The sequence below is a fragment of the Oceanobacillus sojae genome, assembly GCF_900162665.1.
Taxonomy (GTDB): domain Bacteria; phylum Bacillota; class Bacilli; order Bacillales; family Amphibacillaceae; genus Oceanobacillus; species Oceanobacillus sojae_A.
In genome coordinates, this window is record NZ_LT727809.1 from 478,315 (window position 1) to 495,098 (window position 16,784).

Here is a 16,784-nt window from a genome sequence, read left to right on the forward strand (position 1 = left end):
TAACCACAAAACCATAAAAAGACTGGAGGAGTACTTCTTATGACCATTATACGACAACCGAGTCTATTTGGCATCCAAGAATTATATGACATGGAACCTACCCAAAAATATGAAGCGATTATTTCAGCGATTGATCTGGATCGTATTTATCATGCGATTAATAAGAAATCCCGGCTTGGAGCGCCTGTTGAGCTAAATTATGCAGGGATGATTATTTCTTTTTTTATTCGCTACATCGAGCGCATCCCAACGATCAAAGACTTAATCAAGCGTCTAAATGATGACTTTATCTTTAAAATGAACTGCGGATTTCTTGTTTCCGATTCTACACCGTCAGAAGCTGCGTATTCTCGCTTGGTTACAAAACTGAGTGAATCAGATATTTTAGAGAAATCCTTCGAAAACGTAACACTGGCAGCTATCACAGAAGGATTTATCGCTGATGAAGTCATCGCCATTGACGCAACCCATTTTGAAGCCCGGGACAAGGCGCCCGTTCAAAAAGAAGAAAAATCGGAAATCAGACCCAAAAAGCGTGGGCGTAAATCCAAGAAAGAACGCGACCAATATCTCAAAGAACAAGCAGAAAAAGAAGCGAATCTTCCATTGTATGAAAAGAAAATAGAAGCTCAATTAGACGTTCCATTAGACGTATTGCGTGCAGAAGTGCCACAGAACCCAAAATGGGGTGTGAAAAAGAATGCAGATGGTAAAAACGAGTATTGGTTTGGCTACAAAGGACACCTCGCAGTTGGGGCATCAAGCCAGTATATTCTACAATCCTTGTTTTCTTCCGGCAGCTTAAATGATGGAAAAGCCGCTATCGCCCTATTGAAGGGGATAGATCAACGACTTCCGCTTACGTCTGCTTCTTACCAGACATTGGATGCGGGCTATGATTTCGAGCCGATTTATGAACAAATTCATCGCATGGGACAACAGTCTGTCATTGCCTATAATAAACGCAATGAAGGCGAAATGATCGGGTTTGATAAGGATTTTGCCCCGACCTGTTTGCGAGAACATTCCTATAAATATGACAGCTTTGATCCGAAATACGAAACATTGAAGTATACCAGACCTAAGGAATGTAGCAACTGCCCACTTGCAAATGAAGGTATCTGTCAAAAAGTGTATAAAGTCAAAATAACCACCGATTTAAGACGTTATACGGCGCCTGCGCGCGGATCAAGAGCTTGGAAAAAGATTTTTAAACAACGGACAGCAGTAGAACGTGTCAACGCTTATTTAAAAGAGTTCTATCAGTTAAATAATGTTCGCTATCGCACTGGAAAGCGTGCGAAAGTCCATTTTGACATGGTCGCTTTGATTTACAATGCTTCCAAATTAGCTGCGGATCGCATCCAAGCGGAGCTTATTCAGCAACAACAAGCTGCATAATTTTTGTTTTTTAAAATACACTTTCGAAAATTCTGTTCGTCTTTGTATTTTTAAAAAGAGCAATTATGAAATTCATTCAAATATAAAGTAATAATTCCATAATACAAAGAACCTTTCACCTCTTTAAGTAAAGATAGAAAGGTTCTTTTGTATTCTATTTCTAATCTTTTATGATAATATAAGATACGATGATGTTATAATAAAGATTTTAATGAAAGGATGATAAATAAATGGCTGAAAAATTGCCGAAAACAGTCAGTTTCCACACATTGGGCTGCAAAGTAAATCACTACGAGACCGAGGGCATTTGGAGAATGTTTAAGGAAGAGGGCTATGAACGTGTAGACTTTGACCATGATGCAGATGTTTATGTGATCAACACATGCACGGTTACCAATACAGGTGATAAAAAAAGCAGACAGACCATCCGCCGCGCGATCAGAAATAATCCTGATGCAGTAGTCTGTGTAACGGGATGCTATGCGCAAACCTCTCCCGGTGAGATTATGGAGATTCCTGGTGTCGATGTCGTTGTCGGTACACAGGAGCGTAAAAATATCTTTACTTATATTAAAGAGCATGAAAAAACAAAAGCTCCTGTAAATGGCGTATCAAACATTATGAAAAACCGTGTCTTTGAGGAAATGGATGTTCCTGTTTTTACAGATCGCACACGGGCATCATTGAAAATTCAGGAAGGCTGCAATAACTTCTGCACATTTTGTATTATTCCCTGGTCAAGAGGTCTGCTTCGCTCTAGAGACCCTGAGAATGTGATTGAACAGGCAAATAAATTAGTCGAAGCAGGGTATAAAGAGCTTGTACTTACAGGAATACATACGGCTGGATATGGAGAAGATTTAAAAGATTATAATTTTGCTATGCTTCTGGAAGAACTGGAACAGGTGGAAGGATTAGAACGCATCCGGATCAGTTCTATTGAAGCCAGTCAAATTACGGACGAGGTTATCCGTGTGCTGGACAGAAGTAAGAAAATTGTCCGCCACTTGCACATTCCATTACAATCTGGGTCAGATACGGTATTAGCCAGAATGCGCCGCAAGTATTCAACCGATTTTTACCGTCAAAAAGTGAAGAAGATACAAAAAGCATTACCGGGATTAGCGATTACCTCTGATGTTATTGTCGGATTTCCTGGTGAAACAGATGAAGAGTTTCAGGAGACGTATGATTTTATTAAAGAAATCGGCTATGCCGAGCTTCATGTATTCCCGTTCTCCAGAAGAACCGGTACGCCGGCAGCCAGAATGGACAATCAGGTAGAAGATGAAGTGAAAGAAAAACGCGTGCATGACTTAATCTCATTATCTGATCAGCTTGCAAAAGAATATGCCTCTAAATACGAAGATGAAGTATTGGAAGTGATTCCAGAGGAGCATGCAAGTGAACAGGAAAATAATCAGCTTATTGGCTATACGGATAATTATATGAAAGTTCAATTTGAAGGTTCCCCGGATTTAATTGGTAAAATTGTTAAAGTGAAAATAACAGAGTCCGGCTACCCTGTTAATAAAGGTGTTTTTGTAAGGGTGATGGATCACGCCACACATATTGCAGAAAAAAACGCATAAAAAAAGGATGTTCAAAAAGTCCAATAAAAATGACACGGCGATAAGAGGATCTTCTACTAAGAACGCCCACGTCGTGTGGGCAACGTAGAAGCCACCGCATCCTGCGGAAGTGCGTTGACGAGATTTTTTCGATGGGACTGCGATTACTCGCCCCACCAAAAGCGTTACTCACGTATTTAAAAGCATACGCTCCGTTCGTAAAAATCTCGTCGCCTTGAACTTCTTGGTCCTGTTTATCGTACTTTTTGAACACTCATAAAAAGGAGATATTAATCATGAATTTAGCTTCTTATATTGACCATACATTACTAAAACCAGATTCTACGAAGCAGCAAATCGCAAAAATTGTCGAAGAAGCAAAAGAAAATAAATTTGCATCCGTTTGTGTAAATCCACATTGGGTTGTTTACTGTGCAAGCGAACTAAAGGATTCTACAGTAAAAGTATGTACTGTCATTGGTTTTCCTCTGGGAGCAACAACCACACAGACAAAGGTTTATGAAACAAAAGAAGCAATTGAAAACGGCGCAACAGAGGTCGATATGGTTATAAATATCGGAGAATTAAAAGCTGGAAATGAAGCGCTGGTTAAAGCAGATATTAAGGCTGTTGTAGATGCTGCAAAGGACAAAGCTTTAACGAAAGTAATTATTGAGACAGCTTTGCTGACTGATGAAGAAAAAGTGCTTGCCTGTAAATTAGCTAAAGAAGCCGGAGCAGACTTTGTAAAAACATCAACCGGTTTTTCCGGAGGCGGAGCAACTGTTGAAGATATCAAATTGATGCGGGAAACAGTCGGACCTGATATGGGAGTAAAGGCATCCGGAGGAATTCGCGATCTAGAAGCAACGGAAGCAATGATTGAAGCCGGAGCAACACGTATTGGAGCAAGTGCCGGTGTGGAAATTGTTTCCGGTAAAGAAGGAACTTCAGATTATTAATAAATAACCATTGACCGTTCGGAAGGTTTATATTATACTTTAAAAAGGCATGAGAGTATGTTCATGTCAGCATTAAATATGGTTTTGTGCTTCGGAGGGAGGGAAATTAGCATGTCAAATACAACTCGCGTTCGTAAAAACGAGTCTCTTGAGGATGCTCTTCGTCGCTTTAAGCGTAGTGTATCAAAAAGTGGTACATTACAGGAATATCGTAAACGTGAACACTATGAAAAACCTAGTGTACGCCGTAAGAAGAAATCTGAGGCTGCTAGAAAACGTAAATTCTAAAGAAGGTGTAACGTATGACGCTACTTGATCGATTGAATCAAGATATGAAGCAGGCGATGAAGAACAAAGATAAAGAAACCCTTAGCGTTATTCGCATGGTAAAGGCTTCTATTCAGAATGAATCGATTAAGCTTGGAAAAGATACTCTATCTGAGGACGAAGATTTAACTATTCTTTCGAGAGAAGTTAAGCAGAGAAAAGATTCCCTCCAAGAATTTAGAAATGCTGGAAGAGAAGATTTGGTTGGAAAAACCGAAAATGAGTTGGAGATACTTGCACAGTATTTACCAAAACAGCTTTCAGATGAAGAATTAACATCGATCATTCAGGAAACAATAAAAGAAGTGAATGCTTCCTCAATGAAAGATATGGGGAAAGTAATGGGTTCCGTGATGCCAAAGGTTAAAGGACAGGCTGACGGTACTAAAATTAAACAAATAGTAGAGCAGAAATTGCGTTAAAAAAAACCAGCCTTTCGGGGCTGGTTTTTTAAATTGCATTTGAAATATGGTTTATGACAGGAATCAGCATAAATACATAAAAGACTTTTCTAACCTGATTATTAGATGAAGCTTTCTATTCATTCAAAAGATATGGTACTATCAATGTATACCCATCCACGAAAAATGAAACCTTTTATGAATTACTTTCGTAAATATAGATAAGGTGGAGGATGAGGGGGTGATTCAAGTTGAAAAGACATCGAAGGCGGTTGGCTGTATACATATTTTTTGTGTCAGTTTTAGCCTTGGTATCGATCTTTACTGGGAAACAGGCAGAAGCCGAGCAGGGTCAGGGTGAAACAGTATATATTATTCCGATCGAAAATGAAGTGGAAAGAGGGCTTGAAGCTTTTATTAAGCGGGCTACAGAAGAAGCTATGGAAAATGGTGCAGATCACATCATTTTTGAAATTGATACTCCTGGAGGACGTGTCGATTCTGCGGGACAAATAGGTTCGCATATTCGAAGTCTGACTATTCCTACGACATCGTATATCGTAAACGAGGCGTTATCTGCCGGATCTTATATAGCGCTATTCTCTGATAATATTTACTTTAATCCACATGCAACAATGGGAGCAAGCGGAGTCATCAATCAGGATGGAACAGCGGCTGATAAAAAAGCACAATCTGCCTGGCTTGCGCAGATGAGAAGTGCTGCGGAATCAAATGGAAGAGATCCTATTTATGCTGCAGCGATGGCTGACAGCAGTATTGATTTACCGGAATATGGAGCTCCTGAAGGGGAATTTTTAACATTAGGCCCCCGGCAGGCGGAAGAGGTAGGTTATGCAGAGGGCATCGTCTCAAATCGCGCTGAGCTTCTCGAAGAACTTAATCTTTCTGAAGCAACTATTGTAGAAACGGAAACGTCTTTTGCAGAAGAGCTGGCAAGATTTCTGACGCATCCGGTTGTTATACCTATTTTGCTTTCCGTTGCCAGTATCGGGCTGATTGTTGAGCTGTATTCTCCTGGTTTTGGAGTACCGGGAAGTTTAGGATTATTATCATTGCTCCTGTTCTTTTATGGTCATATTGTTGCAGGACTGGCGGGGATGGAGGCACTTCTTCTCCTGATCATCGGTATTGGCCTTATTGCAGCAGAATTCTTTGTCACAGGAGGCATATTAGGTGTCCTGGGAATAGCTGCAGTGGTCGGATCGTTATTCATGTCAGGTTATGATATGGTCCACATGTCAATGAGTATTGGTATTGCCTTTTTAATTGCTGTTATTCTTGCTATTATTCTGTTTAGAAGAATTGGTATGGATAAAGGTATTTTCCGCCATATTATTTTAAGAGACAGTACTGCAACAGAACAGGGCTATGTATCCTCAGTGAACCGTTTAGAGCTTGTCGGACTTGAAGGAAACTCATTAACACCGCTGCACCCTTCTGGATTGGTCGAATTAAATGATGAGACCATTGATGTTGTTTCTGATGGAACTTATATTGGTAAAGGGAAGAGGGTAAAAGTAATTCGTGTAGAAGGTGTTCGTGTCGTAGTTAGGGAAATAAAATAATTATTTTTATTAGGAGGAAGTTGCATGGAAGGAGAAATTTTAATGCCGCTTATCATTATAGCGGTCATCGTTATTGCTTTAGCAATTTTATTTACTTTTGTTCCAGTTGCACTATGGATTAGTGCCCTGGCTGCCGGGGTAAAAATCAGTATCTTTACACTAATTGGTATGCGTCTGCGTCGGGTTGTGCCAAATCGTGTTATTAACCCGCTTATTAAAGCACATAAAGCCGGGATAGATGTAAAAACCAACCAGCTGGAAAGTCACTATCTGGCCGGCGGTAATGTAGACAGGGTGGTAAACGCGCTTATTGCTGCTCAGCGTGCAAATATTGATTTATTATTTGAACGTGCAGCTGCGATCGACTTAGCAGGCCGTGACGTATTAGAAGCTGTACAAATGAGTGTAAACCCGAAAGTAATTGAAACACCATTTATTGCAGGTATTGCAATGGACGGTATTGAAGTAAAAGCATTAGCAAGAATTACAGTACGTGCAAATATTGACCGCTTAGTCGGTGGTGCTGGTGAAGAAACAATTATTGCTCGTGTCGGTGAAGGTGTAGTAAGTACAATCGGTAGTTCTGATGCACATACACAGGTACTTGAGAATCCGGATTCCATCTCTGAAAATGTATTAAGTAAAGGCTTGGACTCTGGAACAGCGTTTGAAATCTTATCGATTGATATCGCCGATGTGGATATTGGTAAAAATATCGGTGCGATGCTTCAAACGGATCAAGCTGAGGCAGATAAGAATATTGCGCAGGCAAAAGCCGAAGAACGTCGTGCAATGGCTGTTGCGCAAGAGCAGGAAATGGTTGCCCGCGTACAAGAAATGCGCGCGAAAGTTGTGGAAGCAGAAGCCGATGTACCACTTGCGTTAGCGGAAGCATTGCGTTCCGGTAAAATGGGTGTCATGGATTATATGAACTATCAAAATATTGATGCTGATACAGATATGCGTGATTCTATCGGTAAGCTTTCTAAAGACAACAAGGATGACGACCAAAACAAGTAATAAAAATAGGATGTTCAAACATTAAAACGACAAAAAAGGAGGGGGCATATGGACTGGATATTCGATAATTTATTTCTTGTTATTATCATTATTTCCGGATTAATCACTTTTCTGGGTGATTCGAAAAGGAAACAAGAAGAACAGAAAAAAAAGCAGTCTACACCTCCACAAAATCAGACGCAGTCCAGACAAAGTCAGCAGCGATCACCTCAAGAGATGAGAACGAGACAGCAAACTCAAAGAAAGAGGGAGCAGCCTCGTGCAGAACGGAAAGTCTATCGAGAAGGAGCACGTCCGGATATTTCTGCCGGGAGCATTGAAGAACAGCAGAAAAAACAAATGGATCGTTTGGCAAATCGATATCAGACTTCTTCTCAAAAAGATATAGAGAATACGGAGCAAAAGTTCAAAGATCTGATTGTGAATCGTAATGTTGAAGAAGAAAATCCAGGGAAACGTGAAATGAAAAGACGTATCTCCGGGAATCTGGACGGAAAAGGATTAGTAAACGGAATTATTATGGCGGAGGTTCTTGGATCTCCCCGTGCTAAACAGCCGTATAGAAGTATCGTGCAAAAAAGAAAATAAAATCACATTTATACCCTGATTGACATAGATATGTCAATCAGGGTATTTCTTTGTTTACAGAGGATATTCAAAAAGTACTCAAATGATAAGCTGCGAATCTCTGCGTTGACATGATTTTTTCGATACTCACGTATTCAAAAACATACGCTCCGTTCGAAAAAATCATGTCGCCTTGACCTTCTTGCTTCTAATTCGGCACTTTTTGAATACTAACTAAAAGAGGATATTCAAAAGTTTTCTTTCACCCTAAAACTGGTTCTGTTCAAGAGATACTTTACATATGTATCAATGAGGGGGGATCATCATTGAAAAAATGGCAACAAAGAATCCGTTCGCTTTTAATGGAGCAATTCTCTCTTCCATCCGATGTTGTTATGGAGATGCCGCGTATAACAATCATTGGACATTTGCATTTCTATATTGAAAATCATCAAGGTTTGGCCCTATATACAAATGAAGAGCTAAGATTAAAGGTAGCCAATGGTTTTGTATGTATCAAAGGGCACTCCTTTGTGCTTAAAATGATGCTGCCGAAGGAGATTATGCTGGAAGGAACCATCTCAGAGGTACTCTTTTTAAATCATGAAGGCGGAAAAGAAGAATGATTTCTTCAGTATTAACAAGTCTGCAAAGAGTTTCTTTATGAAAAATAGGATCTTGTATAAGTACCATCATTGTATGAAAAGGATATGAGACGAGCCATAGGAGGTTGAAATGAAAAAAGAAAATTCGCCAACTATACGTGCATACATTACTGTTCAAATTAGAGGAGCCAGGCCGGAATTGTTTTTACAAAAATGTGCCGGCAAGGGTATTTCTATTTGGGATGTTAAAAAAATAGAAGAGGACTGCTGTCAGGCTACTATCATGTTCAGGGATTTAGGGGCCTTACGAAAAATAAGAAGAAATTCTTTATATAAAGTTTCTTTTGTTGATCGAAAAGGCTTTCCGTTTTTCCTTTCAAGACTTTGTAAAAAAAGGTTTCTGATTATCGGTATTTTCATTGGCTTTCTCTTTTTTTTCGTTTTATCAAATTTATTATGGTCGGTTAAAATAACTGGCGTTCCAAAAGAAATTGAAGAAAAAATAGAAACAGAGCTTGAAGCCTTTGGAATACATCCAGGTGTCTGGTTATTTTCTCTTGATACACCAAAAGATATACAGCGTCAGCTTTTAAATGAAGTACCTGAGCTGCTTTGGACGGGTGTGAATCTTCAGGGAACAACCCTGCACCTGGAGGCTGTTGAAAAAACAATCGTAGAGGAGCTGCCACCAGGGGAGCCGAGAAACTTAGTAGCAACGAAAAAAGGAATTATTACGAACATGTACGTTTCTAAAGGACGAGCTATGGTAAGTGTGAATGATTACGTTGTTCCAGGAAAAGTTTTAGTTTCCGGTAATTTAAATACAGAAGAAGGGGAAAATAATACAGATGCTGAAGAAAATCCGGGAAAGCCTATTGCTGCAGAAGCAGAAGTGATAGCAAATACGTGGTATGAGGTTCATGTCAGTATTCCGCTTCGTTATCAGGCTGAAGAAATAACAGGAGAACAAAAAAAGAAGCATTATTTACGTTTTGGAGATGTTCAGCTGCCTTTCTGGGGATTCAAAGATCCGGATTTTATATATTCTCAGGAGGAACGGAGAGAACAGCCTATTCATTTCTTTAAATGGGAGCTGCCTATATCGTATGTTTCTAAAAAAATAAGTGAGACGGAGAAAATAGAAGAACAAAGATCGAAAGAAGAAGCGATTGAAGCCGGAATTCAGCAGGCGAGAACACAATTGGAAAATGAACTTGGTCCGGAAGCCGTGATATTATCAGAAAAGATTTTACATGAACATACAGAGCATGGTAAAGTTGAATTAGTCTTATATCTTTCTGTAGAAGAAAATATTGTAAAAGAAGAACTTATAACTCAAGGAGACTGATTATGCCCGAAAACTTAGTGGATATTGATTTACAATTAGAAGGTGCCAATGAAGCACTCGCTTTATTCGGGGCCAATGATAAGCATCTTAAACAGCTGGAAGCTTTACTTGAAGTAGATATTATATCCAGAGGCGAATTAATTCGTGTTTCTGGAGACGAGCAGGCAGTGCAATTGATACAAGAGATTCTCCTGACAATTTTGAGCGTTATCCGAAAAGGCCAAACCATCTCAGAGCGAGATGTTGTGTATGCAGTAGAACTGGCGAAAAAAGGTAAAATAAAACAATTTGAAACCCTATTTGAAGATGAAATCACAAAAAATTATAAAGGGAAATCAATCCGTGTAAAAACGCTTGGACAGAAGCAGTATATTCAGGCTATCAAGTCCAAAGACTTAGTATTTGGGATTGGCCCGGCTGGTACAGGGAAAACATATCTTGCTGTTGTTATGGCGGTTCACGCTATGAAAAATGGACTTGTGAAAAAGATTATTTTAACCAGACCGGCAGTAGAAGCAGGGGAAAGCTTAGGATTTTTACCAGGTGATTTAAAAGAAAAGGTAGATCCATATTTAAGGCCTCTTTATGATGCGCTGCATGATGTATTGGGCACAGAGCATACAGCCCGTTTAATTGAAAGAGAAACAATTGAAATTGCTCCATTGGCCTATATGCGCGGGAGAACATTGGATGATGCTTTTGTCATTTTAGACGAAGCTCAAAATACAACACCGGCACAAATGAAAATGTTTTTAACCCGTTTAGGTTTTGGATCAAAAATGATTATTACTGGAGATATGACACAGGTGGATCTGCCCAGAGGAATGACTTCCGGACTGAGAGTTGCAGAGCGTATGCTGTCTGCAATAGACGGACTGGCCTTTGTACACCTGCAGGCTGCTGATGTAGTCCGGCACCCGCTTGTTCAAAAAATTATAAATGCTTATGAAGCTGAAGACGGAAATGAAGGATGAGACAGGGAAAAGTCTCATCCTTGTTGTTCATGAGAAGATCATTGTATTTCAATCATACATATTTAGACATAATCTATTGGTGAGCAGGAATAATCGTCTAGAAATCAAATAAATGATATATATTATCTTTTCATCCAGTCGTTTTTCCTGTAATTTGCAGCTGGAATCAATTTGGTCTTACAGATGATACAACATAATCATATGAATGCAGCCGGTAAAAATGCGTAATGAGGTGAAAGTGTTGAAAAATAGATGGAGGAAAATACTCCCTTTTTTTAAAAAGAGACGAAAATCTCTCTTTGCAATTATTCCAGCTCTTATTATAGGGGCAGTCGTTTTTATAACATTATTAGATAATGTGCGCACCGATACATATGATATACAGCGTTTTGCTGTTTCTGAGGAAACCATACGTTCACCGATCACTATTGAGAATAAGCAGGAGACGGATCAGAGAATCCGGGAAGCTGTAGATGCTGTTCCTGACCGGTATAGTATTTCCGAAGAAGTTACGGAAGAAAGATTAAATTATATTAATGAAATCTTTGAAGCGGTATTTAAAGTGAAGGAAGAGCACGACGAAGATGCTGAAGATGCTATAGAAGATATTTATCAGGAAGAGGCAGTTGAACTAAAGGCCCTCCTTTCCGAAGAAATCAGCTCGGAAATTTCTGAAGACATATTTATTATACTGCTGCAGCAGCAGGATACTGCTCTGGAAGAAGCAGAAAAGCTATTTTCCGAAGCATTGGAAGAAGTGTTAAATAAGGGCATAAGAGTAGAGAATATACAATCTGGAATAACTAATGTAGAACGTGCTATATCTTATTCGGATTTAAATGAAGATCTGCAGGGAGCTCTAATCGAATTAGCGGACTTTGCTGTTGTGGAGAATTCCTTTTTTGATTATGAAGAAACAGCACAGGAGAAAAAGGATGCAGCAACACTTGTAGACCCTGTTATTATCCGGGCTGGAGAAACCATTGTCCGTGAAGGGCAGACCATTACAAATGAAATCTATGAACAACTGGAATTAGTTGGAGTATTATCACAGGACGGTAATATTTACCCGATCCTTGCTTTAGGATTTTTGGCAGCTGTGATTGCTTACTTTTTCGGCTATGAAAGCTTTCAAATTGCTAAAAATAGAAACTGGAGCATTCTTCCGATTATAGCAACCGTGCTGTTAAGTGCATTGGCAATCTTTATTATGAAGATTCAAAGTGTTTTCTTTGATCAGTCTAACGCACTGTATTTGGTTACACCGATTGCAGCTATTGCTATTTTATTAAAAATATTAATAAGTGATCGTACTGCCATACGGCTGAGCATTTTATATGCTATATTAGCTGCATTTATGTTTAATAACTATATTGCAGGGATGTTGCATGTAGAAGCTGCTATTTATTTTCTTTTCTCTCAGCTGGCAGCGATTGTATTAATGAAAAAAATAAGCGAGCGTTTAGTTATTTTAAAAACAGCAATAGGGTTAATCCTTATTCATTCTGCTGTCATTATTTTATTTTTATTCCTGTCCTTTGAAAAATATACATGGTTTGATGTGTTTTTATATATCGGCTTTGGTATTGCAGCTGCCTGCCTCTCTGCGATTTTGGCAATTGGAATATTGCCGTTATTTGAGAGCTTTTTAGGAACATTAACAGATATGAAGCTCCTGCAATTATCTAATCCTAATCAGCCGTTGCTGAAGAAGCTTCTGGTGGAGGCACCAGGAACATATCACCATTCTGTCATGGTCGCCAACATCAGTGAAACAGCATGTGAAGCAGTAGGAGCAAACGGTTTATTGGCTCGGGTAGGTTCTTACTATCATGATATTGGTAAAACAGTCCGGCCGGGATTTTTTATCGAAAATCAGATGAAGAATAAAAATCCGCATGACCTTCTGCCGCCAAAAGAAAGTGCAGATATTATTATCCGCCATACAACCGATGGAGCAAATATGTTAAAAGCGCATAAAATGCCAAAGGAAATCATTGATATTGCGAAGCAGCACCATTCCAATTCTTTAGTTCAGTTCTTTTACGTAAAAGCGAAGGAGCTGAATCCTGAAACGGATGAAGCGGATTTCAGATATCCTGGACCAAAACCGGAAACCAAAGAGACAGCTATTATCTGTATTTGTGATTCTGTAGAGCCTGCTGTCCGCTCATTACAGGACCCGACGCCTGAGCAGATTGATTCCATTGTTTCGGCTATTATCAGCAGTAAAATTTCAGATGGACAATTAGATAACAGTCCTTTAACATTAAGAGAGCTAAAAACCATTCAACATTCCATTTGCGATTCTTTAAAAGGAATTTTCCATTCCAGAATTCAGTATCCGAAAGAGGAAGGTGATAAATAATGATGATTGATTTTCAAGATGAAACAGGTGTTGTGGCTGACGGACATATAGAGCTTGTAGAGAAGCTTCTTACCTTTGCCGGAAAAGCGGAGAAGGTAGCTCCTGACGCGGAAGTTTCCATCAGCTTTGTGAATAATGAACAAATTCAGGTAATTAACAGAGACTATCGTGATAAAGATAAACCGACAGATGTAATTTCATTTGCGATGCAGGAAATGGAAGACGAAGAGCTGGAAATCGTCGGGGAAGGATTGCCTGTTGTACTGGGAGATATCATTATTTCGATAGATAAAGCAAAAGAACAGGCAGAAGAATATAATCACAGCTTTGAGAGAGAGCTGGCCTTTTTAGCATTACATGGATTCTTACACCTGCTTGGGTATGACCATATGAATGCGGAGGATGAAAAGAAAATGTTCCGCAGACAGGACGAAATACTAGGTGAATTTGGCATTGAAAGATAAAAAAAGCATTGTTGGATTCCGTTTTGCTTGGGCAGGGCTGAAAACGGTTGTGAAAAAGGAATCTAATTTTCAGCTGCATCTTACAGCAACAGCAATTGTAGTTGCATTAGGTGTCTTTTTCAAACTTTCTCTCATCGAATGGGCAGTTATTTTATTAACCATAGGTCTTGTGCTTATCACAGAAATGATAAACAGTGTCATTGAGCGGATTATGGATTTTATTCAGCCGGACTATGATGAAAGAGTAAAGGAAATAAAAGATATTGCTGCAGGTGTCGTTCTTGTTACAGCCATTATATCTGTAGTAATCGGAATTCTTATTTTCGGACCAAAAATAATGCAGTTTGTATAATTTGATAATTATTTACAAAAAGGGGTCCTGTAAGGGGCTCCTTTTTGTAAATAAAGAAGGGTGAAAGGCAGGTTGAAGATAGCCGCTCCAATAGATTCCATGGGAATACAATAACTTAAAACCATTTTAGCGTACATCTTCTTAGTAAAAACAGCTTTATTTAAACATGAAGTGCTTATCTTAGGTGTTTTTAAACAATTCACTCAAAAAAACATTAAAATTGTATGTTTGTTAAAGGTTTTGTCGATATAGTGAAACGAACTTAAAAATGTAGTATGATAAGAAGCAAGCAAACAATAGAAATTCGGAGGAACGCAGCATGACAAATAATTTTAAATCAGGATTTATTGCAATTATTGGCAGACCAAATGTGGGAAAATCAACTTTTATGAACCGGGTTATTGGTCAAAAAATAGCAATAATGAGTGATAAGGCGCAAACAACAAGAAATAAAATTCAAGGTGTCCTGACAACCAAGGAATATCAAATGATTTTTATTGATACACCTGGAATTCATAAACCGAAGCATCGATTAGGCGATTTTATGGTGCAGGTAGCAGAGAATACTTTAAATGAAGTGGATAATATTTTGTTCATGATTAATGCAGATGAAGGATATGGACGCGGAGACCAATACATCATAGACCTGCTGCAAAAAGTGAAACAGCCGGTCTATCTGGTAATTAATAAAATTGATAAAATTCATCCAGATAAACTCATGCAGCTGATTGACCAGTATAAGGACCTGCATTCCTTTGAAGAAATTATTCCAATTTCTGCATTAGATGGAAATAATGTCAACCATCTGTTAGAGGTGGTTGCAGGGAAGTTGCCGGATGGACCACAGTATTATCCGGCGGATAAGGTAACAGATCATCCGGAAAGATTCATTATTTCTGAGCTTATCCGGGAGAAGGTGTTACATCATACGAAGGAAGAAATTCCACACTCAATTGCTGTTGTTATCGAAAATATAGAGAAAAATGAAAATGAAAAATTATTAGTACAAGCAACGATTGTGACAGAAAGAAGCTCTCAAAAAGGTATTTTAATTGGTAAGCAGGGGAGCATGCTGAAAAAAATTGGCCAGCAATCACGTCGCGATATTGAAGCGTTGCTTGGCTCTAAAGTATATTTAGAGCTATGGGTGAAGGTGAAAAAAGATTGGAGAAACAGACAAAATCAATTACATGAATTTGGATTTCGACTTGATGAGTATTAAAGTATGCGCCTTTTTCATTGGGTTTTTAAGTACATCCACTTAAAATGTATATTCAAAAAGAGACCGAATTAGAAGCAAGAAGTTCAACGCAGAGATTCGCAGCTTATCATTTGGGGCTTTTTGAACATCCTCTTAAAGATGGTAATTTTTTATACTCATGAAATGTTCAAATCGAACCAACCTATAAAAGAAGCGGGAAGTTAATGTCAGGGTATTTTTTTAAGCAATTGCTTTAGTCTTAGCAAAAAATAATTTGAAAGGCGGGGGTTTCTTGTGCTAGATGCAACATGGTATTTGTTTTGTCAAACAGGAAACATTGAAACCTATTTATTATTAAAAGAATTAGAGCAGCAAGGAGAATTAAACCCGGAAGTGAAACAAAAAGACCAGACCCGATCTTCTATGGCTGAGGGGTTAGATTTGCCATCTGTTTAACCACACAAAATATTATTAGATGATGTTCAAAAAGTCTAATAAAAATGACTCGGCGAATTTCTTCGTTAGCTTGCTTTTTCGTTGGGGTTGCGATTACTCACCCCATTAAGATCGTTGCTCACGTATTTAAAAGCATACGCTGTGCTACTCAAAGCTGCGCTGCCTCGAACTTCTTGGTCCTTTTTATCACACTTTTTGAACTTGTATTATTATATTTTTCTGTTCAAAACAAAGTGAGGCCGGGTGATTTAGAGTGCTGGAACAGATAGATGGTATCGTATTAAAAACAAAAGACTATGGGGAAACACATAAATTAGTAACAATTTACAGCGGGAAATTTGGGAAGTTTCAGGCTCTGGCAAAAGGGGCAAAAAAAACAAAAAGTCGAATGGCTGCTGTTACGCAGCCATTCGTTTTTGCCCGATTTTTTGTTTATCTTGGAAGCGGGTTGAGTACAATACAGCAAGGAGAATTATTAAACTCACATCGCAAAATACGCGAAGATTTCGTGAAAACAGCTTATTGTTCCTATATTGCAGAGCTGACAGATAAGCTTCTGGAAAATCAAAATATAGATCCGTACATATTCGGACAATTTCAACAAACAATAAAGTGGATTGAAGAGAATGATCAGGCTGAAATCCCAATAATGATGTATGAATTAAAACTTTATAAAAAAGCCGGGTTTGCCCCGGTCTTAAATCAATGTATAAATTGCGGGTCAACGCAGCAGCCTTTTGCGTTTTCTGTCGTGGAGGGCGGCTATTTATGTCCTAAATGCCATCATTTGGATCCGGAAGCAATAGAATTTTCTCCAAAATTGGCCAGGATTCTATATCTATTTTCCGAGGTAGAATTAGAACGTATCGGAACCATCCAAATGAAATCGGAAAATGTGAAAATGTTTCAGGCCATTTTAAAAGCTTACTATGATCGTTATGGAGGATATTTCATAAAGTCGCGAAAGTTTTTGGATCAGCTTGATTTATTTAAGTAATAATTGACAAGTCAAGGACGGATAGAGTATGATTTGTACATATATCTTAAGTATAAAATGCGAGAAAATAGTCGTTACGATGATGAAGAAAAGTACTGAAGTATTGTCTGTAAAAAGCGAGCCTGGAAATGGTGTGAGCCAGGTATATGGAGACTTCAGGAAGGAACTTTGGAGTAACAGCAAT

At 38.7% G+C, this 16,784-nt stretch carries 17 protein-coding genes and 1 other annotated feature (1 of these 18 running past the window's edge); all 17 genes read left to right on the forward strand.

All coding sequences use genetic code 11. The features are described 5' to 3' along the window. Positions 1-39 precede the first annotated feature (39 nt). The 17 genes from BN1068_RS02625 to recO all read left to right on the forward strand — a co-directional run bounded on the left by BN1068_RS02625 (position 40) and on the right by recO (position 16,600). Positions 40-1,401 (forward strand): transposase, encoded by a 1,362-nt coding sequence (locus tag BN1068_RS02625; protein WP_077601279.1) that lies wholly within the window; start codon positions 40-42, stop codon positions 1,399-1,401. A 230-nt stretch (positions 1,402-1,631) separates the two neighbouring features. After that, positions 1,632-2,993 (forward strand): tRNA (N(6)-L-threonylcarbamoyladenosine(37)-C(2))-methylthiotransferase MtaB, encoded by a 1,362-nt coding sequence (mtaB, locus tag BN1068_RS02630; protein WP_077601280.1) that lies wholly within the window; start codon positions 1,632-1,634, stop codon positions 2,991-2,993. Positions 2,994-3,268: 275 nt separating this feature from the next. Beyond that, positions 3,269-3,934 carry a deoxyribose-phosphate aldolase gene (gene deoC / locus BN1068_RS02635; RefSeq protein ID WP_077601281.1) on the forward strand — a complete coding sequence of 222 codons (666 nt, stop codon included), beginning with the start codon at positions 3,269-3,271 and terminating at the stop codon, positions 3,932-3,934. Between the two features lie 111 nt (positions 3,935-4,045). Further along, positions 4,046-4,222 (forward strand): 30S ribosomal protein S21, encoded by a 177-nt coding sequence (rpsU, locus tag BN1068_RS02640; protein WP_019377991.1) that lies wholly within the window; start codon positions 4,046-4,048, stop codon positions 4,220-4,222. A 14-nt stretch (positions 4,223-4,236) separates the two neighbouring features. Beyond that, a complete protein-coding gene (locus BN1068_RS02645) occupies positions 4,237-4,683 on the forward strand; it encodes a GatB/YqeY domain-containing protein (protein ID WP_077601282.1) in 447 nt (148 codons plus the stop codon). 230 nt (positions 4,684-4,913) lie between these two features. Further along, a complete protein-coding gene (locus BN1068_RS02650) occupies positions 4,914-6,248 on the forward strand; it encodes an NfeD family protein (RefSeq protein WP_077601283.1) in 1,335 nt (444 codons plus the stop codon). A gap of 24 nt (positions 6,249-6,272) precedes the next feature. Next, positions 6,273-7,268: a flotillin-like protein FloA gene (gene floA, locus BN1068_RS02655; protein ID WP_077601284.1), complete on the forward strand. Its 996-nt coding sequence runs from the start codon at positions 6,273-6,275 to the stop codon at positions 7,266-7,268. Positions 7,269-7,316: 48 nt separating this feature from the next. Further along, positions 7,317-7,856, forward strand: coding sequence for a hypothetical protein (locus tag BN1068_RS02660; RefSeq protein ID WP_077601285.1), 540 nt, complete (start codon positions 7,317-7,319; stop codon positions 7,854-7,856). Positions 7,857-8,161: 305 nt separating this feature from the next. Next, complete coding sequence (gene yqfC, locus BN1068_RS02665; RefSeq protein WP_077601286.1) at positions 8,162-8,461, forward strand: sporulation protein YqfC; 300 nt, start codon at positions 8,162-8,164, stop codon at positions 8,459-8,461. 109 nt (positions 8,462-8,570) lie between these two features. Beyond that, positions 8,571-9,788 carry a sporulation protein YqfD gene (yqfD, locus tag BN1068_RS02670; RefSeq protein ID WP_077601287.1) on the forward strand — a complete coding sequence of 406 codons (1,218 nt, stop codon included), beginning with the start codon at positions 8,571-8,573 and terminating at the stop codon, positions 9,786-9,788. 2 nt (positions 9,789-9,790) lie between these two features. Further along, positions 9,791-10,762: a PhoH family protein gene (locus BN1068_RS02675; protein WP_077601288.1), complete on the forward strand. Its 972-nt coding sequence runs from the start codon at positions 9,791-9,793 to the stop codon at positions 10,760-10,762. 241 nt (positions 10,763-11,003) lie between these two features. Further along, complete coding sequence (locus tag BN1068_RS02680) at positions 11,004-13,130, forward strand: HD family phosphohydrolase (protein WP_077601289.1); 2,127 nt, start codon at positions 11,004-11,006, stop codon at positions 13,128-13,130. Next, complete coding sequence (gene ybeY / locus BN1068_RS02685) at positions 13,130-13,594, forward strand: rRNA maturation RNase YbeY (RefSeq protein ID WP_077601290.1); 465 nt, start codon at positions 13,130-13,132, stop codon at positions 13,592-13,594. The genes BN1068_RS02680 and ybeY overlap by 1 nt, the downstream gene beginning before the upstream one ends. Beyond that, the gene (locus tag BN1068_RS02690) at positions 13,584-13,946 is read left to right on the forward strand and encodes a diacylglycerol kinase family protein (protein WP_077601291.1); all 363 of its coding nucleotides are present in this window, start codon (positions 13,584-13,586) and stop codon (positions 13,944-13,946) included. The genes ybeY and BN1068_RS02690 overlap by 11 nt, the downstream gene beginning before the upstream one ends. Positions 13,947-14,265: 319 nt before the next feature. Beyond that, a complete protein-coding gene (gene era / locus BN1068_RS02695; RefSeq protein WP_077601292.1) occupies positions 14,266-15,168 on the forward strand; it encodes a GTPase Era in 903 nt (300 codons plus the stop codon). A 273-nt stretch (positions 15,169-15,441) separates the two neighbouring features. Further along, positions 15,442-15,603, forward strand: a complete 162-nt coding sequence (locus BN1068_RS02700) for a YqzL family protein (protein WP_077601293.1) — start codon at positions 15,442-15,444, stop codon at positions 15,601-15,603. Between the two features lie 253 nt (positions 15,604-15,856). Next, a complete protein-coding gene (gene recO / locus BN1068_RS02705; RefSeq protein ID WP_077601294.1) occupies positions 15,857-16,600 on the forward strand; it encodes a DNA repair protein RecO in 744 nt (247 codons plus the stop codon). Between the two features lie 70 nt (positions 16,601-16,670). After that, positions 16,671-16,784, forward strand: a binding site (T-box leader) (it continues 64 nt past the right edge of the window).